Source organism: Burkholderia sp. FL-7-2-10-S1-D7, assembly GCF_001524185.1.
Taxonomy (GTDB): domain Bacteria; phylum Pseudomonadota; class Gammaproteobacteria; order Burkholderiales; family Burkholderiaceae; genus Burkholderia; species Burkholderia diffusa.
In genome coordinates, this window is sequence record NZ_LOWY01000030.1 from 232,291 (window position 1) to 255,465 (window position 23,175).

General features: G+C 63.2%; 25 protein-coding genes. 17 read left to right on the forward strand and 8 right to left on the reverse strand.

Features of this window, described 5'->3' with window-relative positions:
* The first annotated feature begins 100 nt into the window (after nt 1-100).
* From WS75_RS14255 to WS75_RS14265, 3 genes are all read left to right on the forward strand, one after another.
* Nucleotides 101-763, forward strand: coding sequence for a response regulator transcription factor (locus tag WS75_RS14255; RefSeq protein ID WP_059681027.1), 663 nt, complete (start codon nt 101-103; stop codon nt 761-763).
* Entirely contained in the window at nt 763-2,112 is a 1,350-nt protein-coding gene (locus WS75_RS14260; RefSeq protein ID WP_059681028.1) for an ATP-binding protein, read from the forward strand. Before WS75_RS14255 ends, WS75_RS14260 begins: the two co-directional genes overlap by 1 nt.
* A 153-nt stretch (nt 2,113-2,265) precedes the next feature.
* Entirely contained in the window at nt 2,266-2,586 is a 321-nt protein-coding gene (locus WS75_RS14265) for a DUF4148 domain-containing protein (protein ID WP_059681029.1), read from the forward strand.
* Nucleotides 2,587-2,619: 33 nt separating this feature from the next.
* On the opposite strand, the gene WS75_RS34565 is transcribed toward WS75_RS14265, so the two are convergent.
* On the reverse strand, nt 2,620-2,796 hold the full coding sequence (locus WS75_RS34565; protein WP_257129378.1) for a hypothetical protein: 177 nt from the start codon (nt 2,794-2,796) through the stop codon (nt 2,620-2,622).
* A 240-nt stretch (nt 2,797-3,036) separates the two neighbouring features.
* On the opposite strand from WS75_RS34565, the gene WS75_RS33550 reads away from it, so the two are divergent.
* The 8 genes from WS75_RS33550 (at nt 3,037) to WS75_RS14305 (ending at nt 10,049) form a co-directional block, all read left to right on the forward strand.
* Nucleotides 3,037-3,177, forward strand: coding sequence for a hypothetical protein (locus WS75_RS33550; RefSeq protein ID WP_156429777.1), 141 nt, complete (start codon nt 3,037-3,039; stop codon nt 3,175-3,177).
* Nucleotides 3,174-3,980: a transporter substrate-binding domain-containing protein gene (locus tag WS75_RS14275; protein ID WP_059681031.1), complete on the forward strand. Its 807-nt coding sequence runs from the start codon at nt 3,174-3,176 to the stop codon at nt 3,978-3,980. Before WS75_RS33550 ends, WS75_RS14275 begins: the two co-directional genes overlap by 4 nt.
* 89 nt (nt 3,981-4,069) lie before the next feature.
* Entirely contained in the window at nt 4,070-4,756 is a 687-nt protein-coding gene (locus WS75_RS14280) for an amino acid ABC transporter permease (RefSeq protein ID WP_059681032.1), read from the forward strand.
* Nucleotides 4,753-5,403, forward strand: a complete 651-nt coding sequence (locus tag WS75_RS14285; protein ID WP_059681033.1) for an amino acid ABC transporter permease — start codon at nt 4,753-4,755, stop codon at nt 5,401-5,403. The genes WS75_RS14280 and WS75_RS14285 overlap by 4 nt, the downstream gene beginning before the upstream one ends.
* Nucleotides 5,390-6,139 carry an amino acid ABC transporter ATP-binding protein gene (locus WS75_RS14290; protein ID WP_059681034.1) on the forward strand — a complete coding sequence of 250 codons (750 nt, stop codon included), beginning with the start codon at nt 5,390-5,392 and terminating at the stop codon, nt 6,137-6,139. Before WS75_RS14285 ends, WS75_RS14290 begins: the two co-directional genes overlap by 14 nt.
* A gap of 104 nt (nt 6,140-6,243) precedes the next feature.
* The gene (locus WS75_RS14295) at nt 6,244-6,774 is read left to right on the forward strand and encodes a GNAT family N-acetyltransferase (protein ID WP_059681035.1); all 531 of its coding nucleotides are present in this window, start codon (nt 6,244-6,246) and stop codon (nt 6,772-6,774) included.
* Nucleotides 6,775-7,145: 371 nt separating this feature from the next.
* Nucleotides 7,146-8,732 carry a methyl-accepting chemotaxis protein gene (locus WS75_RS14300; protein ID WP_257129379.1) on the forward strand — a complete coding sequence of 529 codons (1,587 nt, stop codon included), beginning with the start codon at nt 7,146-7,148 and terminating at the stop codon, nt 8,730-8,732.
* Between the two features lie 303 nt (nt 8,733-9,035).
* Complete coding sequence (locus tag WS75_RS14305) at nt 9,036-10,049, forward strand: hypothetical protein (protein WP_059681037.1); 1,014 nt, start codon at nt 9,036-9,038, stop codon at nt 10,047-10,049.
* A 332-nt stretch (nt 10,050-10,381) separates the two neighbouring features.
* On the opposite strand, the gene WS75_RS14310 is transcribed toward WS75_RS14305, so the two are convergent.
* Both WS75_RS14310 and WS75_RS14315 read right to left on the reverse strand, forming a co-directional pair.
* Nucleotides 10,382-11,050 carry a hypothetical protein gene (locus WS75_RS14310; protein WP_156429778.1) on the reverse strand — a complete coding sequence of 223 codons (669 nt, stop codon included), beginning with the start codon at nt 11,048-11,050 and terminating at the stop codon, nt 10,382-10,384.
* A 20-nt stretch (nt 11,051-11,070) separates the two neighbouring features.
* Nucleotides 11,071-11,760: a hypothetical protein gene (locus tag WS75_RS14315; RefSeq protein WP_059681039.1), complete on the reverse strand. Its 690-nt coding sequence runs from the start codon at nt 11,758-11,760 to the stop codon at nt 11,071-11,073.
* A gap of 265 nt (nt 11,761-12,025) precedes the next feature.
* On the opposite strand from WS75_RS14315, the gene WS75_RS14320 reads away from it, so the two are divergent.
* The gene (locus WS75_RS14320; protein ID WP_059681040.1) at nt 12,026-12,610 is read left to right on the forward strand and encodes a fasciclin domain-containing protein; all 585 of its coding nucleotides are present in this window, start codon (nt 12,026-12,028) and stop codon (nt 12,608-12,610) included.
* Nucleotides 12,611-12,672: 62 nt separating this feature from the next.
* On the opposite strand, the gene WS75_RS14325 is transcribed toward WS75_RS14320, so the two are convergent.
* The 3 genes from WS75_RS14325 to WS75_RS14335 form a co-directional block, all read right to left on the reverse strand.
* Nucleotides 12,673-12,879 carry a hypothetical protein gene (locus tag WS75_RS14325; RefSeq protein ID WP_059681041.1) on the reverse strand — a complete coding sequence of 69 codons (207 nt, stop codon included), beginning with the start codon at nt 12,877-12,879 and terminating at the stop codon, nt 12,673-12,675.
* A gap of 21 nt (nt 12,880-12,900) precedes the next feature.
* On the reverse strand, nt 12,901-14,421 hold the full coding sequence (locus WS75_RS14330; RefSeq protein WP_059681042.1) for a cryptochrome/photolyase family protein: 1,521 nt from the start codon (nt 14,419-14,421) through the stop codon (nt 12,901-12,903).
* Between the two features lie 90 nt (nt 14,422-14,511).
* Nucleotides 14,512-15,072, reverse strand: coding sequence for a DUF2878 domain-containing protein (locus tag WS75_RS14335; protein WP_257129380.1), 561 nt, complete (start codon nt 15,070-15,072; stop codon nt 14,512-14,514).
* Nucleotides 15,073-15,781: 709 nt separating this feature from the next.
* Between WS75_RS14335 and WS75_RS14340 the strand changes: the two genes are divergently transcribed.
* Complete coding sequence (locus WS75_RS14340) at nt 15,782-16,741, forward strand: alpha/beta hydrolase (RefSeq protein ID WP_059681044.1); 960 nt, start codon at nt 15,782-15,784, stop codon at nt 16,739-16,741.
* A gap of 226 nt (nt 16,742-16,967) precedes the next feature.
* Here WS75_RS14340 and WS75_RS14345 read toward each other — a convergent pair whose 3' ends face one another.
* The gene (locus tag WS75_RS14345) at nt 16,968-17,939 is read right to left on the reverse strand and encodes a MerR family transcriptional regulator (RefSeq protein ID WP_059681045.1); all 972 of its coding nucleotides are present in this window, start codon (nt 17,937-17,939) and stop codon (nt 16,968-16,970) included.
* Nucleotides 17,940-18,314: 375 nt separating this feature from the next.
* Here WS75_RS14345 and WS75_RS14350 point away from each other — a divergent pair, with 375 nt between their 5' ends.
* Entirely contained in the window at nt 18,315-19,844 is a 1,530-nt protein-coding gene (locus WS75_RS14350; protein ID WP_059681067.1) for a cryptochrome/photolyase family protein, read from the forward strand.
* 279 nt (nt 19,845-20,123) lie between these two features.
* On the opposite strand, the gene WS75_RS14355 is transcribed toward WS75_RS14350, so the two are convergent.
* Nucleotides 20,124-21,146, reverse strand: a complete 1,023-nt coding sequence (locus WS75_RS14355) for an NAD(P)/FAD-dependent oxidoreductase (RefSeq protein WP_059681046.1) — start codon at nt 21,144-21,146, stop codon at nt 20,124-20,126.
* Nucleotides 21,147-21,436: 290 nt separating this feature from the next.
* Here WS75_RS14355 and WS75_RS14360 point away from each other — a divergent pair, with 290 nt between their 5' ends.
* From WS75_RS14360 to sdhC, 3 genes are read left to right on the forward strand one after another with little or no spacing between them, the layout of a single operon-like run.
* Nucleotides 21,437-22,189 carry an SDR family NAD(P)-dependent oxidoreductase gene (locus WS75_RS14360; RefSeq protein ID WP_059681047.1) on the forward strand — a complete coding sequence of 251 codons (753 nt, stop codon included), beginning with the start codon at nt 21,437-21,439 and terminating at the stop codon, nt 22,187-22,189.
* 2 nt (nt 22,190-22,191) lie between these two features.
* Nucleotides 22,192-22,644, forward strand: a complete 453-nt coding sequence (locus tag WS75_RS14365) for a DUF3429 domain-containing protein (protein WP_257129381.1) — start codon at nt 22,192-22,194, stop codon at nt 22,642-22,644.
* Nucleotides 22,645-22,657: 13 nt separating this feature from the next.
* A complete protein-coding gene (sdhC, locus tag WS75_RS14370; RefSeq protein ID WP_059681049.1) occupies nt 22,658-23,074 on the forward strand; it encodes a succinate dehydrogenase, cytochrome b556 subunit in 417 nt (138 codons plus the stop codon).
* Nucleotides 23,075-23,175 lie beyond the last annotated feature (101 nt).

A 23,175-nucleotide genomic window follows, 5' to 3' on the forward strand; every position in this document is an offset into this window, starting at 1 on the left:
TAAGGACCGGATTTTTCCCCGCCGTGCTTGATGCCGGTCGGTTTCTACGGTTATCGTGCGCCAATGGGCGCCATGTCCCGACCAAAAGGAACGCGACACCATGCGGGTGTTACTCGTGGAAGACGACAAGCTGATCGGCAGCGGGGTGGAGGATGGCCTGATCGAGGCCGGCATGACGGTCGACTGGGCGCACGATGGCAGGCATGCGCAGCTCGCGCTCGAAACCACGCCGTATGACCTCGTCGTGCTCGATCTCGGCCTGCCCCGCATGTCGGGCGTTGAATTGCTCGACTGGCTTCGCAAGCGCCGCAACCATACGCCGGTGCTGGTCATGACCGCGCGCGACACGGTGGCCGATCGCGTGAGCGGCCTGAGCGCGGGCGCCGACGACTACATCGGCAAGCCTTTCGACCTGACCGAACTGATCGCCCGATGCCGTGCGCTCGTGCGACGCTCGCAGGGCCGCAGCACCGACACGATCGAATACGGCGACCTGTCGGTCGATCCGTCGTTGATGACGGTGACGCGCGGCACCGAACGGGTCGCGCTGACGTCGCGCGAATGCGCATTGCTGGTCGAACTGCTGGCGAATCAGGGCCGCCCGCTCTCGCGTACCCAGCTCCAGGACAGCCTCTACGGCTGGAACGAAGAAATCGAAAGCAATGCGATCGAAGTGCATGTGTCGAATCTGCGCAAGAAACTGGGGGCCGAATTGATCCGCACGATTCGAGGTGTCGGCTACGTGGTGGAGAAAGCGTCGTGATGCGCTCGATCCGGCAACGGCTGACCTTACTGGTACTGTCGGGTGTCGTGGTGGTCTGGGCGTATTCGCTGGTGTCGAGCTATCGCCAGGCAATTCACGAAGCGGAGGAATGGGACGAAACCCGCCTCGAGCAGATCGCAAGAGCGTTCGTCGCGCTCGATGCGTCCGATCTGCCGGTCTTCGCGGACATCGTCCTCGGCTCGGGGGAAGACAACGATGGCGACAACGATGCATCACCGCGAATGCTGTATCAGATCAGTGACGCGGGCGGACGAATCCTGGCCGCCAGTCCGGGGCTCGACTCGCTCGATCTGCCGATGTCTCCCGCCGCCGCATCGAGCCCGATCCGGTTCGGCAATTCGAAGTGGCACGCGTACGTGGTGACCGATGCCGCGCGCGGCCGCACTGTGCGCATCTTCGAACAACGCACGCACCGTTCGGACTTGTCCGCGGAGGTGGCGCGCCGTGTCGCCCGGCCGCTCGCATTCGCGTTGCCCGTGCTGGCCGTGTTGATCTGGCTGGCGATCGGACGCAGCCTGACGCCGCTACGGACGCTGTCGGAGGCAATCGCCGCACGTTCCCCCGACAGCCTCGATGCAATCGGCACGAAGGGCATCCCCGACGAAGTGCGGCCGCTGGTTGCCGCACTGAACACGTTGCTGCACCGTCTGCGCGGCTCGCTCGATCGCGAGCGCGCATTCACCAGCGACGCCGCACACGAGCTCAAGACCCCGCTCGCCGCGCTCAAGGTTCAGGCACAAGTCGCGCTTACCGCACGCGATCCGGACCGTCAGCGGCGCGCGATGCAACGGGTGGTCGAGGGTGTAGAGCGCAGCACGCATCTGGCGGACCAGTTGCTTGCACTGGCGCGACTTGACGAAACCGTCCCGATGCCCGGTGAGGACGTCGATCTCGCACGCGTGATGCAGACCTGCATCGACGACCACCAGGCGCGCGCCGATCGCAAGCAGATGTCGCTGATTTCATGCGTCGGCGGTCCGGTTATCGCACATGCATCGTCGACGCTTCTACGCGTCCTGCTCGACAATCTCGTCGATAACGCGATCAAGTACGGTCGCGAACAAGGGCGCGTCGAAATCACGTCGTGGCAGGACGTCGGCGCGATCCGCCTGCAGGTACGGGACGACGGACCCGGCGTCTCGGAAGAAGATCTGTCCCGACTGCAGGATCGCTTCTTTCGCGGCGCGGATCACGACGAAAGCGGCAGCGGCCTGGGGCTGTCCATCGTCGCGCGCATCGTGGCAAAACTCGGCGGGAGTCTGACGTACATCGACGGGTTGAACGGCAACGGGTTCGGCGTGCGCGTCACGTTGCCGTCTTCGGCGTGACCGAATCGGCGATTTCGGGACCGCTCCTGTCTTTCACATCCGATGCGTTCGACGACGTGAAGTTAACGTTGCCTTCAGTTTGGTTGGGCATGCTGTCTCTACGGCAGAAGAGGTGTCCTCGAATGCCGACCCTATTCACTGGAGGTCGAGATCATGAAGTTCGCAATCCGTATCATCGTGCTGGCAGCGGCCATCATCCCCGCATTCGCATCGGCAGCTCAATCAAGCAGCGGCCTGACCCGAGCGGAAGTCCGCGCCCAGATCACGCAGATCGAGCAGGCCGGTTACAACCCGGCCCGAAAGGACATTCACTATCCGCAATCGATCCAGCAGGTCGAGGCACGCATCCGGTCTTCCGAATCGACGCCGCAGGCCGATGTGTCGGGCTATGGGCCTGCACCCGGGGCAGGGGCCGACTCGGGAGCCGCGATCCAGAGTCATGCCGCGGCGCCTCGGTTGTACACGCATCATTGACGGCACACGCGCGAGCGTCGGGGCGCCCCACGTTCAATACGACTTGCCGGCAACGTTCGCCGACTCGAGCTCACGCGTGATGATCCGGGTGCCGGCGATATCGGCGACCGACTTGACCAGACCGACGCCCGGCGCGAGCCAGTCGTCGGCGACCGTCGTGCTGGTCAGCGCCGGATTGTAGAACGTCTCGGTGGTGTGATGGTGACACACGTTTTCGAACACCTTGCCGTGCTTCAGGCTGACCGTTTCGCGCGCGACGTACGCACCGCCGTCTGGACACCGCCTGGTGGAAAGTCGGGCGTACCCACGTTCGATGAATAGAATCCGGCGTGCGTCCAATACGCCGGCGTCCGAATCCCCAGGGTGAACCGGTTAGGTAATTTGGTGCGCCGGCGCGCACTGCGAGGGCAACCGCCGCCGCCGGCGCCGGCGCATGCACCGAAATGAGGAATGCAGTTCGCCGGAATTCCTGTCTCGTGCCGGCGCGGCGAGCATTACACGGTGATGGCCCGGTTTTTGCTGGAGTTGCTTTGGCCGCGCAACGGTTGCGCGCTGCCCGACGACATACCAGACAAGGAAGATTCACCGTGAGCCCGACGACTCGACCGTTTCCCCGACGCACCTGGCTGGCTGCGCTGATCGCAGCCCCCGTGATGGCGCTGTTCGCAGCTGCGCCGGCCCATGCCGACGCGCTCGACACCATCGCGAAAAGCGGCGCGCTGCGCGTCGCGGTGCCTGAAGACTATCCGCCGTTCGGCTCGGTCGGCACGGACATGCAGCCGCAGGGCTACGACATCGACATGGCCGAGCTGCTCGCCAAATCGCTCGGCGTGAAGCTGAAGCTGGTGCCCGTCAACAGCGCGAACCGGATTCCGTATCTGACGACCAACAAGGTCGACATGGTGATCTCGTCACTCGGCAAGACGCCGGAGCGCGAGAAGGTCATCGACTTCTCGACCGCTTACGCGCCGTATTTCCAGGGCGTGTTCGGGCCGGCGGACGTGAAGGTGAGCGCGCCCGCCGACCTGACCGGGAAGACGGTCGGCGCCACGCGCGGCGCGCTCGAGGAGATCGCGCTGTCGCAACTCGCACCGAATGCGACGATCAAGCGCTTCGAGGACAACAACGCGACGATCCAGGCGTTCTTGTCGGGGCAAGTGCAACTGATCGCCGCCGGCAACATCGTCGCGGCGGCGATTCTCGCGAAGAATCCGCCGCGTCGGCCCGAGGTCAAGTTCGTGATCAAGAACTCGCCGTGCTTCGTCGGCGTCAACAAGAACGAACCGCGCCTGCTCGCGAAGATCGACGATGCGATCGCGCATGCGAAGCAGGACGGCACACTGGGTGCGATGTCGAAGAAGTGGCTCGGCCAGCCGTTGCCGGCCGGCCTGTGACGAATCGCCGTGCCGCCTGATCCATCGCCGCGGCCGGCACCGCCGGCGCGGTGGGCGTCATTGTCAGAACCCGAATTTACTCAATCGTCATGAGCTATCAGCTTCAATTCGGCGAGCTCGCCGAATACGCCGGCGTGTTCGCGAGCGGCGCGGCGATCACGCTTGCGCTGACTGCGGTCGCAACCGTGCTCGGCGTGGCGATCGGCGTGCTCGGCGCAGCCGCGTACAGCGCCGACGCGCCCGCGGCCGTGCGGCTGCGCCCGCTGATCGGCGCGTACGTCGAGGCGATCCGCAATACGCCGTTCGTCGTCCAGCTGTTCTTCATCTTCTTCGGATTGCCCGCGCTTGGCGTGCACATCGACGAATACACGGCCGCGATTCTCGCGATGACGCTCAATCTCGGCGCGTACTCGGTCGAGATCGTGCGCGCGGGCGTCGCCGCCGTCCCGAACGGGCATCTGGAGGCGGCATCGGCGCTTGCGATGTCGCGCGCGCAGATGCTGCGCCATGTCGTGCTGCCGCAGGCGCTCGCCAAGGTGTTTCCCGCGCTCTCGAGCCAGATCGTGATCACGATGCTCGGTTCAGCGGTCGTGTCGCAGATCTCGGTGGCCGATCTGACCTATGCGGCGGGCTACATTCAGTCGCGCAACTTCCGTGCATTCGAGACGTATTTCGTCATCACGCTCGCGTATCTGGCGATGGCGCTGCTGCTGCGTGGCGCGCTCGGCACGATCGGGCGCCGCCTGTTCTCCCGCCGCGTACGAGGTGCACGATGACCGATTTCACGTTCGCGCAGATTCTCACGAACCTGTTGCTGGCCGCGCGCTGGACGATCGTGCTGTCGATCGTGTCGTTCGTGTCCGGCGGCCTCGTCGGCCTCGGGCTGCTCGTGATGCGCGTGTCGAGTTCGACGGTGCTGCGCGGCTGCGCGAAGCTGTACATCGAGGTATTCCAGGGCACCCCGTTGCTGATGCAACTGTTCATCGTGTTCTTCGGCCTGCCGCTCGTCGGGCTCGACGTTCCGCCGTGGGTCGCGGCCACGGCGGGGCTGACGTTCTTCACCAGCGCGTATCTCGCGGAAATCTGGCGCGGCTGCGTCGAGGCGGTGCCGAAAGGGCAGTGGGAGGCGTCGGCGAGCCTGGCCATGAGCTACGTCGAGCAGTTGCGTCATGTGATCCTCCCGCAGGCCGCCCGCATCGCGATCGCGCCGACGGTCGGCTTCGGCGTGCAGGCCGTGAAGGATACGGCACTGGTATCGATCATCGGCTTCACCGAGCTGACGAAGGTCGGCATCGCGATCTCGAACGCGACGTTCCGGCCGTTCGTCGTGTATGGCCTCGTCGCGCTGATCTATTTCGCGCTCTGTTATCCGCTTACCCGCTATGCGCGCACGTTGCAAAGGAGATGGCATGCCGCTCGTTGAAACCCGTGGTCTCGAAAAGAACTTCGGCACCCATCATGTGCTCAAGGGCATCGATTTCTCCGTCGAGCGCGGGCAGGTCGTATCGATCATCGGCCGCAGCGGTTCAGGCAAGAGCACGCTGCTGCGCACGCTCAACGGGCTCGAGAGCATCGACGCGGGCACGATCTCGATCGACGGCGAACGCGTCGACGCGCGGCACGCGGACCTGCGTGCGCTGCGGCTCAAGGTCGGGATGGTGTTCCAGCAATACAACCTGTTTCCGCATCTGAGCGCCGGGCAAAACGTGATGCTGGCGCAGTCCGTCGTGAAGAACACGCATCGCCAGCAGGCGCGCGCAATCGCGGAGCTGATGCTCGAACGCGTCGGCCTCGGCGACAAGTTCGACGCGTTCCCGGAGCAGCTGTCGGGCGGCCAGCAGCAGCGTGTCGCGATCGCGCGTGCGCTGGCGATGAAGCCGAGCGTGCTGCTGTGCGACGAAATCACGTCGGCGCTCGATCCCGAACTCGTCGGCGAGGTACTGGGCGTCGTCGAGCAACTCGCGCGCGAGGACATGACGCTGATCATGGTCACGCACGAGATGAACTTCGCGCGCGCGGTGAGCGACCGGATCGTCTTCATGCACCAGGGCAGGGTGTGGGAGAGCGGGACGGCCGAAGAGATCTTCGAGCGGCCGCAGACGGTGGAATTGGCGCGCTTTCTGGGCAGCGTGCGGAACACGGAAGCCGTTGCGCGCTGATCGGCCACGGCTGCGCGGTGCTTGCTGACATCGTCGCCCGGATCGCCGACAATCCGGCGTGTACGCCGCGCCCGCGTGCGCCGAGCTGCCCGAAAGAGTCCTCCATGTCCGGAATATCCACCAGGTCCGCCAGCCTCGACGATGCGCAGGCGATCGCCGATTTCCACGTCAAGGTCTGGCGGCATACCTATCGCGATCTTGCGCCGGCGCAGGCGCATGCCGCCCTCGACGAGCGCCATCGCGGCAGGACATGGCGGGAGAAGCTGGCGTCGAACGAGCGCGACCAGCTGGTGCTCGTGGCGCAAACCGGCGGCTGGATCGTCGGCATCGGCGCAGCCGGCGCGCCGTCGGAGCCGATTTTCGGCGGCCGTGGCGAAATCAAGTTCCTTTACGTCGATCCGCACTTCAAGCGCCGCGGCATCGGCCGCATGCTGCTTGCGCAACTCGCAACGCATCTGCAAGCGTTACGGTATCCGGGCGCCGCGTTGAGTGTCGTCAAGGGAAACGCGGCCGCGATCGCGTTTTACGAGGCGTTGAACGGCCGGTTCGCGGGCGAGTACGTCGATGCGGGACCGATCTGGCGATCGCAGAACATCGTCATGGTGTGGGACGACTTCGCGAGTCTCGTTTCCTGACGTCCAGCCCGATCGCAAGCAAGCGCGCGGATTACGCGATCCGCGCAATCCGCTGTCCGATGCGGCGCTGCTGGCGACGTCTCGTGCACTGGCGGGCATCGCGCTCGTCCCCACGCAGGTCGATGCGTTGAGCGACACGTGCCTGTCGCTGGAGCGGTTGCCGGACGCGCGGATGTTGAACGCGTTGCTCGCGGCCGATGAAGGCGATTCGCCTACCACGCCGAAATTTCGCACATAACGTCCCGTTTCCGGAAACGTTCCTTGTCGGTTCCGCACTAATTCACGCGCCGCGCTGGCCGTTATCGAGGCATCGGTCTCGCACGTGCCGCCTTCGATCGGCTGGACACGCATGCGTCGCATGCAACGGTTTCGTGCTCAACGCTTCCCTCATCATGTTCAGGAATTTCAGCATTCGCGTCCGGCTGGCGCTGGCGATGGGTTTTCTCGGCGTACTGCTCGTCGTCGGCGGCATCATCGGAGTGATTGGCGTGGCGATAAGCAACGACGATGTGAAGACGCTTTATTCCGACCGGCTCGCATCGTCGGAGGCGCTGGGGCAGGCGAATGTCGCGCTGTCGAGAACCCGCCTGTGGCTCTATCGCATCGCGCTCGATCCGAACAGTCCCGACGTGCCGCAGGAAACCGCGACATCCCGTGAACTGCTCGCCGCGTCGAAAAAGGCGTGGGACGCGTATCGCGCGCTGCGGCTCTCCGGCCCGGAGGAAGCGCGCCGCGCGGCCGACGCGAACACGAAGTTCAACGCGCTCGTCGAGAACGGTCTCGAACCGATGTTCAGCGCCATTGACGCGCGCGATCCCGTGAAAATCCCCGACGTGTGGCGGCACATACCGCCGTCGCTGTTCATCGACGTCTCCGACGCGATGGACGCGCTCGGCCGAATCCAGATGACGGCCTCTCGGGTCACGTTCGATGCCGCGCAGGCGCGTTTCCACTGGTTCGTCGGGATCGCGATCGCCGGCATCCTGGTCGCGCTCGGCGCAGCCGTACTCACGTGGTGGTCGCTTCAGCGCGCGATCGGTGCGCCGCTTGCGCACGCACTCGATCATTTCAGCGCGATTGCCGGCGGCGACCTGACGACGCGGATCGATGTCGATTCGACCGACGAGATGGGGCAACTGATGACCGGCCTGCGGGCAATGCAAGGCAAGCTGCTGCAGACGATTCGCGTGGTGCGGGAAGGCTCGCACTCCATCGAGACGGCCGCGCACGAGATCACGGCCGGCAACATGGACCTGTCGCAACGGACCGAAGAGCAGGCCGCGTCGCTGGAGGAAACGGCCGCCTCGATGGAGCAACTGACTTCGACGGTTCGCCAGAATGCCGAGAATGCGAAGCAGGCGAATCAGGTAGTGCAAGACGCGGCGTTGCTGACCGAAGAGGGCAATCAGGCGGCGCAGGAAGTCGTCGGCACGATGCGTGGCCTGTCGGATGCGTCGGGCAAGATCGCCGAAATCATCTCCGTCATCGAAGGCATCGCATTCCAGACCAACATCCTGTCGCTGAATGCGGCGGTCGAAGCTGCGCGGGCAGGCGAGCAGGGACGCGGTTTCGCGGTCGTCGCAGGCGAAGTGCGATCGCTCGCCCAACGCAGCGCCACGGCGTCCCGCGAGATCAAGGAACTGATCACGGATTCGCTGAAACGCGTCGAGACCGGTGCGCGACAAGTCGATCGCGCAACCGGGACGATGGCGGAGATCCTGACGTCCGTGCAACGCGTGCAAGTGCTGATGGGCGAGATTGCGGCCGCGTCCGACGAGCAGTCCAGAGGCATCGAGCAGGTCAATCAGGCGGTGACGCAAATGGATCAGGTGACCCAGCAAAACGCGGCGCTGGTTCAGCAGGCGTCGGCGGCCGCGCTGTCGCTGAAAGAGCAGGCGGGGCAGCTGGAGGCGACTGTTTCGGTCTTTCGGATCGGTTCCGCGCAGGCTGATTTGTGAATCCGGGCGGCCATCCCGATCCACATGGCCGATACTTGGCGAGCAGCCGTGCCCGAGGGGCACTTTCACGTGACAAGGTTCGGCAACCTGCGGATAGGGTGTCGCCCGGGATGACACGGCCGCGTTCAGCGAAATGCAAGTTGAAGAAACTGCCACCCATACCGACGTCAACCGATCGTGAGAGCCGCTCGTGGACGCGACAGCCGGAGACGTGACTGGCCTGGCCCCTGTTACCCGAGGCAGCCTATAATCGCTGTCAGCTTGTCCGGGAAATCGCGGTGACCAGAGTGAGGGGGTGTCCAAATGGGACAGTGCCGTCGCATCTATTCGCGCTTCGTGCTCACAGGCTCGATCGCCGGTCTGGCAATGCTGGCCGGCCCAGGCCACGTTCACGCCGAGGACAGTCCGTCGAGCTCGCCGATCGGTGCCAAGCCATCTGAAAGAAAGTTCAACGTCTATGCGGTGTATGGCGACGGACGCGCGACCGAGGGTGGCGACATGCATTGGCGCGCCTACGAAGTCGGCTTCGGCGACGTCTTGAATGACTACCTCTCGGTCTACCTCGCGTACGTGAACGAGGGGCATCCCCTGGATCACCACCGTGACGGCTTCGCCGCCCTGGGTTCGTTTCGTTGGCCGGTCGGCAACCGCGTGGCGCTGGAATTCTCGGCGGGACCGTATTTCAGCATGGACACGACGCATGTCGACAACGCGGTGCGCAACGACAAGCGCTGGGGTGTGCGTGCGTCGGCAGCGGTGCGGTATTACGTCGTTCCCAACCGCTTCTTCCTCAAGGTCCAGTACAACCACGTCCAGATGATTGGCGGATTCAATTCCGACGCGGTGCTCTTCGGCATCGGCTCGGATTTCGGCGGCGCTCCCGGCCCCGCGCTTTCGGACGGCAAGACGCAGGTTGGCGTTTGGGCGGGGACGTCGCAGACGAACCGTCCTCAAGTGCCGATCGAAAAAGGGTATATGGTCGAAGTCAAGCGGCCGCTCGGCAATGCGTGGGCCTATTCGGCGAGCTTCGTCTACGAAGGCAATAATGGCGTCGCCGGTCGACGAGGTGTGGCAGCGCAACTTTGGTACGTCGCATCGATCAGGAGCAAATGGACGCTGTCGGCAGGCGTCGGTCCGTATCTCTCGCGCGATCGGGACGAAGTCTCGAGCAAGACGAGACTCAATGCCCTGCTCAGCGCGCAGGTGAGCTATCAGGTCACGAACGATTGGGCTGCCAGCTTGCGCTTCAATCGTGTCGCAACGGGCAACGACAAGGATCAGGACATGTTCATGGTCGGCCTGGCACGCAATTTCTAATGGCTCGTTCTTGCGTGCAGGCTCGTGCTTTTTGGCGAGGTCACGGCCGACGGCTTCGCGCTGCTCGACGTGAATAGGCACGGCGAGGTGATCGTGTGGGCGCGCGAGCGCCGGTTAGTCGGTGAAACAAGCCGTCGCGGCAAGTGAGTCGCTTGATCGTCGGGGCGAGTTTCATGAAGGCGACATTATTAAGAGTTCTAACAAACTGATGCTGAATTAGAATTTCATCGTAGCTGGAATCCGGACTGATTCGCTTACTGACTCCCGGCGACCTTCACCAACGGTGAGGTTCGCGAGATGCCGGACCTTGGTCGGGCATCTCGTCCGAGTGTTTATCCTTCCTGTTTCACCGCGGTCGACATGTACTGCTCGCGGACTGCCAGTCCCCCGTATGGCAAGTGGGATGCGGTAACTGTCGCAACGTAATCCGAATAGGCATAGCTCACCCGTGCAACCGCCACGGGTTTGCCTATGAGCGATTCCAGCGTTGTATCTCCAGACACGGATGTTGGTGCTCCGAGCAAATTGCGCAGATTCTGGACGGCGATCTGCCAGCTCTGCCGTGTTTCATCAACGGACATGTCACGACGGTACACATTGATGGCCATCAGCGTGCGATCGGGCGCGAAGCTGAACCATATTTCGCTCACTGGTGGGCCATGCGAGCCGAGCGTCTCTGCAGGCACCCCACGGCAGCGCAGGTAGCGTAAGCCTCGGGACAATTCGAGACACTGCGCTTTGTCCCGAGACATTCTTTCCAACACGTCTGCTTCGGTACTGCGATCAAGCTGCAGGCCGAACGCAGGACGGTTAGGGGCCGCTGATACGCCCTTCTCCAGCAAAATGGCTTTGTTGCGAATCGACAGCACCGTTCGGGAATCGACGGAATCGACTGGGCACTTCACGCCAAGCTCAGTGAGGAGCCGTCGTCCCTGTGACGTGTGCAACCAGCCGATCCCGGCAACACTCACGAGGATTGACGCGGTGAACCAGGCAATCACGTGAGTTCTTCGCACCGCAGTCAGCCCGTGCATGATGTTGCAACCGTCGGGGGAAGATACACCGGGCCGCCGGGCGTGGCGTTGATCACGGTACTACGCAGGTTGAACAGGGTTGGTACCGCACTGAACTGGAACTTTGTGCCAACCGGGATGCCGGCTGAATTTTTCTCGGTGAGCGCGTACGTTCCGTTTGTCGTCGACGTCAGTGCTGCAAAGTCTGCGGACGAGAGTTTGCTTTGCAGCGTCGCGACGAGATCCACCATGAACTGGTCGAACACGCAGCCGGGAACGCCGACGTCGTTATGGGCAGCCGTCATGTCTTGGCACATCTCCGGCTGGGAGTCGATGTCTCCAGCGACCTTGACCGGGCCAGGGTAGGTGTACGGACCGCCGAGGAGCGATTCAAACTGCAGCGTCAGACATGCTTCAAGCCGTGCGGGGGTGTCATGGGCGGCACTGCTGTGGCTCGCATTCCCTGTTACAGCGGCAAAATAGGGCGCCTCGACCGGGTCCGCCAAAAGGCCTGCGACAGCTGCATTGACCACGCCGGCCACCACGCCGGGGGCCGCCGAATCACCTCCGAGCGCGGCCCAGATGGCCTGGTTCTCCGGGTGTTGCGCGACCGCTGGAGCAATGTCATCTCCGCCTCCGCAAGCGCTGAGCGCGAACAGCGCCGCTGCGGCAACTGCGATACCAATGGAACGCTTCATGAGTTGTCTCCTCTGGATGCCATCGCGACGCCATTTCCCGAGGTGGGACGCCAAGCACCTTGGCTGGATGGCACACGGATATACGGCAGCAAAGCGCGAACGGATGCAGTGACGTCCGCAGATGGACATCGTTTCGACACCCTTGCCGGTTCCCCGGCCGCAGATCTGGTCACGATGAAGTGTTCAACCGTGCATCCGCTGCGCGGTTCGACTCGTATCCCCGATTGCTTCCAGTCAACAGCGGCAAATTTCCCGGAGAACGCAAATGAAATCTTGCAGCAAAGCAAAACTGGGCAGCATGGCGCTCGCCCTTGCATTCGCAACGTGCATTTACGCGCAGGCCGCCGAGACAGGATCCATGTCGATGGAGCAGACGGTCGAGGTGGGCGGCGCTGCGATGTACCCGTCGAAGAACATCGTCGAAAACGCGGTGAATTCTCGTGATCACACGACGTTGGTCGCAGCGGTCAAGGCCGGGGGGCTGGTCGACACATTGTCGAGCAAAGGGCCCTTCACGGTATTTGCACCGACCAACGAGGCATTCGCCGCGTTGCCGGCTGGCACGGTGCAGACGTTATTGAAGCCGGAGAACAAGGGTGTGCTCGTCAAGGTGCTGACGTATCACGTCGTCCCCGGACGACTCACGGCACTCGACCTTGCCAAGGCGGTCGACCAAGGTGGCGGCAAGGCGACGCTGAAGACAGTCGAAGGTGATGCCCGGATCGTCAGCCGTGGCTCGAACGGGTTGGCCATCACCGACGACAAGGGTAACGTCGCGCACGTAACGATCGGCGATGTCATGCAGTCCAACGGCGTGATTCACGTGGTCGACTCCGTGCTGATGCCCTGATGCTTCAGCCTGTATCCGACAGAGAACGTGATGTGCGAAAGCGGGCGGCACGCTCTTGCACATCACATCGATCCCGGTGTGTCGTCGGGGCGCTTCTTTCGCACGGTCGAGCCCGAATGTTGTCGCCGACGATTCGTGCTCGATCCGAGCGATCGATCTTGCAGCGCGGTGCGCGTCACCGTGGTGGGATCGACGATACCGGCTTCGACGAGATCGACGAACTTGCCGGTGGCCGGGTTGTAGCCGACGTTGCCCGTGCCTTCCCGCACCTTCGCAATAACGACTGCGGGTCACTTCCTCTGGCTTTGCGTATCCAGGAGTTCGAACGAACTGAGCGCCCGCGCGCGTGCGAGCTGGTGATCCACGATCGGAAAGGGATAACTTGCGCCGAGACTAATGGATGCCTCTTGCAGCGCTTCAGTAGAAGCGGTCCATGGGCTGTGGACGGTTTCGGGGGGAAGTGCAGAGAGTTCGGGCACCCACCGCCGCGTGTATTCGCCTGTCGGATCGAATTTTTTCCCCTGCAAAACAGGATTGAAGATTCGAAAATACGGGGCTGCGTCGGCGCCGCTCCCTGAAACCCATTGCCACCCGGCGGGATTGCTTGCCTCATCCGCATCGACCAGCGTATCCCAGAACCAAGCTTCGCCCTCACGCCAATCGATGAGCAAGTGCTTCGTGAGAAATGACGCTGTCACCATGCGCACGCGGTTGTGCATCCAGCCAGTGTGCCAAAGCTCGCGCATGCCGGCGTCTACCAGCGGGTATCCTGTTTTTCCCATTTGCCACATGCGAAGCGCCTTTGCGTCGGTGCGCCACGGCATGGAGTCAAACTGAGGCCGAAAATTGAACTGATGGAGGGGTTTGCAGTGATAGAGAAGGTAATACGAGAATTCTCTCCATCCGAGCTCACTGAAGAACTTGTTCAACGACTCTTTTTGGGAATCGTCAATGCGAACAACTCGCCTGCTTCGCATTGCGTCTACCGCTGATAACGTCGCGTACCACACTTGACGAGCCGAGATGTTGCCAAAGCGAAGATAGGGAGAAAGCCGGCTCGTCGCTTGAGTGGCTGGAAAATCTCGTGCGGCGGCATAATCGGAAAACGAGTGTTCAATGAAGGCCTCAAGTTGATGTCCAGCCGCTTCCTCGCCGCATCGCCAGGTCGCACGCAGCCCCTCCGCCCAGTCAGGCGTTGAGGGCTGCAATGCAAGCTCGGCAAGCGTACAGACGTGTGCGCTGACGTTTTTGGAGACGGGAAAGAACGTGATCCGAGAGGGCGCCGATAGTGGACATGGCGGGGAAAAATTATCGCGCTGAGCGGCTCTCCAGTACGCGCTGAACACCTGGAACGGCAAGCCTTCGCGCGTGGTGACTGTCCAAGGTTCCCGCAAAAGATGGCCGTTGAATGTCGACACTTCGATTCCGCGGCCGATCAAGTCTTTCTTGATCGATGCATCTATTTCCGTTTGCGCTTTCGAGTAGCGGCGATTCCACAAAACCATTGCCGCCTGGGTCTCGACAGCGAGCCTCCTGATGGCTTCATGTTCGTTACCGCGAAGCACGATCAGCGAGCCCCCGAGAGCGGAAAGCGAGTCATCGAGTTTTCTCAAGGACTCGTGCAGCCACCACCGTTGCGCGCCACCCATGGGACGCCCGAGCTTCGGGGCAGGGTCGTATACGTAAACGCAAACAACAGGATGGCCGGTACTGACCGCATGAGAGAGTGCGGGATTGTCGCTGAGCCGTTGGTCATCACGAAACCATACGATCACGGGGCGGGATTGATATGGCAATTCGGAGTTTGTCATGTGCGTTGCCTGAGAAGGTACGTTGGCAATGTGAACGGGATCGGAGATGAAACGAGCTGGTGCGTTTCCGGCTCTATCGAGCCAATGTCTTTATTCGGCGCGGGCGTCATTCATGACGTCTCCGCCGGTTGCTGGCGGAGAAAGGGGCGTTACACCATCCCAATGGCGTGCAATCGCGAGCGCGGCAGGCAGGATGAACGCCCAGCCGGTTGCGATCACGACGAGCGCTGCAGTCGGATCTTTGAAATGAACGGCCCCCAACGCCGCACCTGCGCGAAAGGACGCCGGGCCCGCGAATGCGCCGACGAGCGCCGAGATGAGCGGTCGCTCCCGGAGCCAGTGCAGCAAAGTATTGAGTTGAATCGCGAACAGCGCCCACAACCCCGCAAGCCAGTACGGCGCTATTCCTTCGAGCAAAACGCCGTTCGGGTAAACAAGCAGGCCGGAATGTGCAACGGCGCTGTCCCATAACCATCCGGACACCGTGACCGTGAGGACAAGCCGCGCCTCGGATGACGGCCGACGCGCGAAGAGAAGATGGCCGACCGTCGCGATCAGCGCATAGGCGAATCCCCACGCGGCGCGTTGCGATGCGGCAGTCATCACGCATGCCAGCCATCCGATTTGGGTCGTCGCGAGATAGACGTACACGTGAGCGGCGCCCAGCGCTGGCGTGCTCGACGTTCCTTGATTCGTAGCACTTATCATGATCGTTCGCACGGGATCGGTAACGACATGGTCGCCACGCCGCGTGCCTCAGTGGTGCACATGCGTGCGCCGAGCAAAGCAATGCGTCGCCCTCGACAACGAGCGAAATCGATCCCGACGCCACGACGACATTGCATCTCGGGGAAAGTGGCAGGTGGAACGTTCATGGCAGACGGCTCTCAATGTAGTCGACGAGCGGAACCGTTTCCAGACGATAGCTTTGCAGGGAGCGATCGTCGGCATTCCGCGTTGACTCTCATCTCCAATACGACGCTGCATTGCGGACGGATGCACCTGCGAACGGAATATCTGGATGCCGTTAAGTGAGCGCCCGGTGGCCGGTACCGCTGTGGATTGCACGGCCGCTTACGATGTTGCCGCTGCAACGCATCGGGATAGCGCGCCTCATGTCGCGCAGCGTCGGGGTTTGAACCGGGCCGACGGGCCAACTGGTCGGCATCCGGGCAGGGCGCTCGAACGAGACGCTAGATCGCCTGAGCGTGCCGGCGCCAGAACGATGAACATCCGCTTGTGGCTCCTGGACGGGTGGTGTCGGCTGTCGTGCGATGCATGCATCCGCGGCTGCGCAAGTTCCGTAAATCCCCATACAAAGCAGCAAATGCGACCGGAATCGTCAGGTAAGGAGATTTGCATGAACATGAAAGCCGGACTGGCCGTCCTGTCGGTGCTGCTCGCGACCGGTTTCCTCTGCGCGTGTAGTCCGGTGCGGCTGCTGAATGCGCTAACGCCGAGGTACACATTCAGTCTTTTCGCAGATATCCCGTACGGCCCCGGCGAGCGTCAAGTGCTCGACGTCTACTTGCCCGCGCGCGTCTTGCATCACTGGCCGGCCGATGCGAATGCGGGCGCACCTGTGGTCGTGTTCTTTTACGGCGGAAGCTGGCAGTCCGGCGAGCGCAAGGACTACCTGTTCGTCGGAGAAGCACTGGCGTCGAGGGGTTTTGTTGCCGTCTTGCCCGACTACAGGACGTATCCGGCGACCACCTTTCCCGGTTTCGTCGACGATGCAGCGCAGGCGGTGGCGTGGGCACGCGAGCACGCAGTTGCGTTCGGCGGCGATCCGCGTCGCCTGTTTCTGATGGGGCACTCCGCGGGCGCACAGATTGCCGCATTGCTTGCGACCGACGGCCGCTATCTGGCGGCACAGGAGATGCAGAAGAGCGATATCGCCGGCGTGATTGGTCTGGCCGGCGCTTATGACTTCCTGCCGCTGCGTGATGCAACGCTTGAAAAGATATTCCCGCAGGAAGCGCGTGCGGCGAGCCAGCCGATTCGATTCATTCAGGGTACAGAGCCGCCGATGTGGCTGGCAGTCGCGGAGAACGACACGGTGGTCGAGCCCGGCAACACGTACCGCTTCGCGCGCGCATTGCAAGACATGGGCGACACCGTCGTGGTCATGCGTTACAGGAACGTGAGCCATGCGTCGATCGTCGGTGTTCTGGGCGCGCCGTTGAGAGGGGTGGCGTCAGTGCTCGACGATCTCTCCGCGTTCGCGGATCGCGTCGCGAACGCGTCGAATGCTCGATCCGCGACCGGGCAGCCGGCAACCGCTGCCGCGGTGGCTCGTTCTTCGGTTTCGGCTCGATGATCTAGGAAAGACCTGCGCTGAACGCGCAAGTGTGCTGGTCCTGGATCGACGGCTTGTCGTGCGGTCAGACAGAGCCGCCACGTCTACGCTCAACGACGAACGCGTCGCAAAAGGGCGGCACCCGTTGCCAGCACATTGCGCGCGCCGACGCGCTTGACACATGTGCCGCGCAGCATCGCCACCTATCGTCGTAGGCAGGTCGGAGCAGTCGGTGGCGCTTGCCGCGCTACAGCGCCTTCAGCTCCGGCGTCGTTCCGCCCAATCCCTCTTCGCGAAGAATGATGGCAAGCGCCGTCTCGAGCAATTCGGCCGCGCGGTTCGCTGCGTCTCCGAGGTGGCGGTGCAGCAGCGCATCGGCCGGCGATCGCGACACGCATTCGTCGCTGTATCGCTCGAACGCACCGAGCTGCATGATCAATTCGGAGAGGTGACGCGGACACTCGCATTTGACGGTGGTGGACAGGCCGCTGAGCGACGCGAGCGTCGCTTCGTCGAAGCGTCGCCGCGTGCGCAGCCAAAGCCCGCGATCCGCCTCATTCGAATCGCGCGCCTTGACGACGGCTTGCGCCAGTCTCGAAATGATGGATGCGGGGTTGGTCTGGCCTTCCGTCGACCGGAAAAGCTCGAACCCCGACAGACGCGCCAGCTCGACCGCCTCTGCGGTGCCGAACGCGTACACGACGGCCACGGCGTGCGCGTTGAGCTTTTGCGCCAAGGCAGCGAGCTGCGAAACGACATCCTCATGGAGCGACGTGGTCGTCGCGATGAGGGCGTCGACTGGCGTACTCGCATGCTCGCTCGCGTCGTCAATCGTGTCGATTCGTGCGGCGATCCGGATTCCCATTCGCTCTACCGCGGCTTCCGAAATCGGGAGCGCGCCGACGACCGCGAGGCTCACACCCGTCTCGGGAAACGCCGGGCCACGCGTATTCGTCACCGACAACGCCTCGAGCTCCTCGCGGCTCAGGCTGGCGATCGAGCCGATCGCGTGACCCTGATTGACGAGCGCTTTCAGCAAACGAATTCGCTGTACGTCGTCGTCCGAGTACATCCTTTGTCCGGACGGCGTTTTGGGCGGAGCAATCACGTCATAGCGCCTTTCCCAGATCCTCAGCGTTGCTGCCGGCATGCGCGCCAGACGCGCGGCCTCGCCGCTGCGATAGCGGTGAGGAGTATCGCGATCCTTGCGAGGGGGCATCGTTGCTCTCCTAAAGTCGACGTCCTGTTGTCTCAGGATTGTACGCAGTTTGCCTGAAATTTGAAGCAGGAAAGTGATTCAATATGCGGATTTTTGCCCAGAAAGCTGGTTCGCGAAGTGCGAGCCGACTAGAATGCTTCGGAGCGGTACCGCTCGGTGGCGCGAGGTCAGTCAGGACGCGCGCTGCTGGGCGTTGGGAGGGGACAAGGTGTTTCGTTCGACGCGCGATGACGCGGGCGTTTCCAGACAGCGCCGCCGACGGACGGGCGAGCGTGGTCGTGACGCGGCGACGGATTCTGGCGTGGGGCGTGCTGCGAGGTGGCAATGCAGGTGTCTCGACAACCCAGGCGGCGATCATCAATGGCGAAGCGTTCCATGAAGACTTTAAGGCTTGTCCTCGGCGACCAGCTGGACCCGAATCATTATTGGTTTTCCGATGTCCGGGCCGACACGATCTACGTGCTGATGGAAGTTCGGCAGGAGACCGACTACACGCTCCATCACGCTCAGAAGCTGATTGCCATCTTTGCGGCGATGCGTCGCTTCGCGAAACTGTTGCGCGATGCGGGCCATCGCGTGCACTACATCAAGATCGACGACCCGCTCAATCGCCAGGCCATTCCCGCCAACCTGGACCGTGTCGCCGAGCTTCACGGCGCAGCGTTCATCGAGTATCTGCTGCCGGACGAATGGCGTGTCGACCAGCAACTGAGCGCCTATGCGGCAGCTGCGAGCGTGCCGGTTCGCGCGGTCGATACCGGTCATTTCTACACGACGCGCGACGAGGTCGGGCGAGTGCTCGGAACGGGCCGATCATGGATCATGGATCGCTTCTACCGGAACATGCGCGTGCGGCATCGCGTATTGCTCGACGGGGAAGGGCGGCCGGCAGGCGGGCAGTGGAACTACGATGCCGATAACCGCCAGGCGTGGTCCGGCTCGCCTGCGGAACCGGCCGACTGGCGTCCGCATCACGATCATCGCGCGCTGTGGCGGCAGATCGTGGCGGCGGGCGTGCGCAGTTTCGGGGAGCCGTCGGCCGACGACTTCCGCTGGCCCGTCGATCGAGCCGAAGCGCTCGCCTGCCTCGACGCCTTCATCCGGCACGCACTGCCGTTTTTCGGGCAGTACCAGGACGCGATGCATGGGAGTGCTCGGCGACTGTTCCACTCGATGCTGTCGTTCGCGCTCAATGTGAAAATGTTGAATCCGCGCGAAGTCGTCGCGCGGGCCGAGCACGCGTATCGCAGTGGCGCGGCACCGCTTGCCGCGGTCGAAGGGTTCATCCGGCAGATACTGGGCTGGCGCGAGTTCGTGCGCGGTGTGTACTGGGCCCGCATGCCGGGCTATGAAAAAAGCAATGCGTTCGGTCATCGCCGGCCGTTGCCGCATTGGTTCTGGGATGGCCGCACGCGAATGGCCTGCATGTCGCATGCGTTGCGGCAGTCGCTCGAAGACGCGCATGCGCACCATATCCAGCGGCTGATGGTGATCGGCAACTTTGCGCTGCTGGCCGGGCTGGATCCGCACGCGGTGCATGAATGGTATCTCGGCGTCTATATCGATGCGTTCGAATGGGTCGAGATGCCAAACACGCTCGGCATGAGTCAATACGCCGACGGCGGCGCGATGGCAACCAAGCCCTACGTTTCCAGCGCCGCGTACATCCATCGGATGAGCAATTACTGCAAGGGCTGCGCATACGACCGCAATGCCCGAACCGGTGCGCGCGCATGCCCGTTCAACGCGTTGTACTGGGACTTTTTCGATCGGCACAGGGACGCGCTGCAACACAACCATCGGCTTGCGATGGTCTATCGACAACTCGCGCGTTTCGATAACGAGGCGCTCGACGCGATTCGCATGCAGGCGGACAGCGTCGTGCGGAATATCGAATCGCTGTAGGCCGTTCCGTCATCGGCCGCCTTGGTCGAAAACGGCGCGTGCGAAGCATGCGCGTGCGGCGTGGGTGCGTGATTCGCTTCGGATCGCCAATGATCTCCATTGTCTCGCGCAGCTGCAATCCTGCCGAGCGCCGACCTGCGCGTTCGCGAAGCGAAGCGGGTTCGAGTGTTCGACGTGGTTCGAACAGCGAGGCATCACGCGAGCGCAGCAACCCGCGCCTGCAAGCGAAGGCGCGCTCGGGTCGCCGCCATGACGCGGCGGCGAGCCGAGCGGTGCCGCTCAGCGCGTGATCAAGGTATCGGCCACCGCGCTGCCGAGGCCGGTGCCGCTGAGCCATGCGCCTTCGATCTTGCCGCCGCCCAGCCAGTCGCCGCACAGTCCGATGCGCGGCCCGGCCCGCCACGCAAATCGGCCGGGAGCCGCGACAGACGACGGCGCCAGCTCGGCATAGCGCCAGCGATGGGCGGTTGCCGTGTCGGCGGTGGCACCCACGATGTCGCGAAAGGCGTCCAGTAGCGTGCGCGTTATCCGCTCGGGCGATGCCTCCAGATGAGCCTGGCTCCACTCGGGCGTCGCGTGCAGCACCCAGGTGCTCACGCCAGTGCGCCCCGGCTTGGATGTGTCATGAGCGATCCAGCCGAGCGGACCGAAATTGACGAATGCGGCGTCGAAGCCCGGATCGGGCAAATGGCCGCACTGCGCCATCACTGCCCAGGCCGGGCGCATCTCGGTACGCTGTGCGATCACCGCGAGACCCGGTTCGGCGCGCCGCAGGAGCGGTACGGCCTGCGGCGCCGGGACTGCGACGATGACGACATCGTAATGCACGGCCAGCGCTCCCTGCTCGGCCGAGATCAGTCGCCAGCCCTGTTCGTCGTGCATCAACTCGGTGATCGTGGTCTTGAGCACCGTCTCGATTCCCGCCGACAGATGCCGCGCCGGTGCAGTCATGCCCGGCACGCCCACGTATCGCTGAGCCGGCGCGAGCAGTTCCCGCGGCCCGAGCGAGCCGATCGATGCGACGCGCGCGGCCCACGGGGCGGCTGCGCCGCTGGCGACCCATCGCGCGACTTCGGCGGCGAATGCCGGATGTTGCGCAGTGAAATACTGCGCGCCGTGATCGGCCTGCCAGCCGTCCGCGCGACGTGTACTCGTTCGCCCGCCCACGCCACGGCTTTTCTCGAACACCGTCACTCGATGACCCGCTTCAGCCAGGACGCGCGCGCAGGCCAGCCCGGCGATTCCCGCGCCGACGATCGCGATGGTGGCGGGTGAGTCGGAAAATGCAGTCGTCTGATTCATCTTAAAAAATGCAGAATAGTGCGCATATTTTGCGCGCTCACACCAGAATTCTACGTCATGCGAGCGCATTCGGCTGGATCCAGCGATCATTGACACGAATATTCTGAGTCATTCTCAATTTACGAGTCACAATATCGCTTCAATGTGCGCGAAAATGGCATAGAATGAAGTCCGTAAACAGCGGCATGACGCGGCCCGGTCGTGCATCGCGCGGCGGTCGTCGAGCGCCGCTCCGCGCATACAGGTGCCGGAGTCGCCGTACCGGAAGGATGCTCGCAACAGGAGTCACCATGGCTTTTGTCTGGATCTGCGGTGCAACGGGGGCCGTTGGCAGCGCACTCGTACGTCGTTTGAACGCCAAGGGCGTCTCAATCGTGGTCACCGCACGAAACGCCGATCGTCTCGGCGCCCTTGCCGAGACGATGTCGCGCGAGCGTGTGGTCGTTGCGCCCGCCGACGCGACTGACGCAGCAGCGCTCGATCGCGCGCTCGAGACGGGCATCGAGCGCTTCGGCGTGCCCGACGGGCTCGCGCATTGCGTCGGCTCGATCGTCGTCAAGCCGATGCATTCGACTTCGGATGCCGAACTGCACGACGCGTTCGCGGCGAATTACTTCTCGGCATGGAACGCATTGCGCGCGTTCGTACGCGTGTTGCTCGCCGCTCGGGCCGGGGGTAGTGCGGTGCTGTTCGGCAGTGTCGCTTCGAGAGCCGGCTTCCCGAACCATGAAGCCATCGCCAGCGCGAAAGCCGCGGTGGCCGCGCTCGCGCAGTCGGCGGCCGCCACCTACGCGGCGCGCGGGATTCGCGTCAACTGCATTCATCCCGGCCTGATCGCCTCGGCGATGTCCGCGCGTCTGACGAGTGCGCCGCAGGTCGCGAAGCGACTCGCGGACGCCAATCCGCTCGGACGGATCGGCGCCGGCGACGATCCCGCCGCGCTTGCGGCGTTCCTGTTGAGCGACGATGCATCTTGGGTGACCGGCCAGCAATTCGGCGTCGATGGCGGCCAGGGCGCGCTGATCGTTCCGCCGAGGCCATGACCATGCGTGCGGTCCTGCGTCGTTACCGCGTGCCCGCAGCGTTGGCGCTGGCTGGCCTCGCGCCGTTCATCTCGCTGTCGTGGCTGAGCATCCATGCGTCGGCCGCCAATGACGATTACGTGCGCGCACTGCTGAACTACGCCGCGTGTATCGCGTCGTTTGTCGGCGCCGTGCATTGGGGTATCGCACTGCGTGCAGCCGAATCGCCGCGACGCCAGCGTGTTCTCTACGGGTGGAGCGTGATTCCCGCATTGATGGCGTGGGCCGTGCTCATGGTGCCTGGCATCGGCGCGCAGCTCACGGGAATGGCGATCGTGCTCGTCGCCTGCGCGGCCGTCGACGGCGTCCTGTGGAGAAAGGCATTCATTCCGGCCTGGTATTTCGCGTTGCGGTGCCTGTTGACGAGTGTGGCAGGCCTGTCGCTGCTGGCCGCCACACCTTCGATGAACGGTTGATCCGGATCCTTCCATGACTACGTTCCGAACACCTCGCCAACCCGAATACCGGAACATCGGATTCGGCGATATCACGATGAAATATCGCATGCCCTTGGCGGCGATATTGTCGATCCTCCATCGAGTCAGCGGCGCGCTGCTGTTCCTGTTCCTGCCGTTCCTGCTGTTCCTCTTCGACCAGAGTCTCACCTCCGAGCTCAGCTTCGAAGTCTTCAAGGCTTTCCTCTCCAACATCGTCGTCAAGCTGATCGTCCTCGCGCTGTCCTGGGCGTTTCTCCACCATTTCTGCGCCGGCATTCGCCACCTGCTGATGGACGTCAACCACGACGCCGTCTCGAAGGAAGGCGGCAAGCGGACGGCCGTCGTCGTCTTTGTCGTCTCGATCGCGCTGACGATCGCCATGGCACTCAAACTGTTCGGAGCATTCTAAGAGACGGTTTCAAAATGGCCCCTTGGGGCTGTTAACTTTCGCGACGAGCTGTTAACCTCAGGCATCGGAACAACCGAGACTGAGGAGATGGGCAAGCCGAT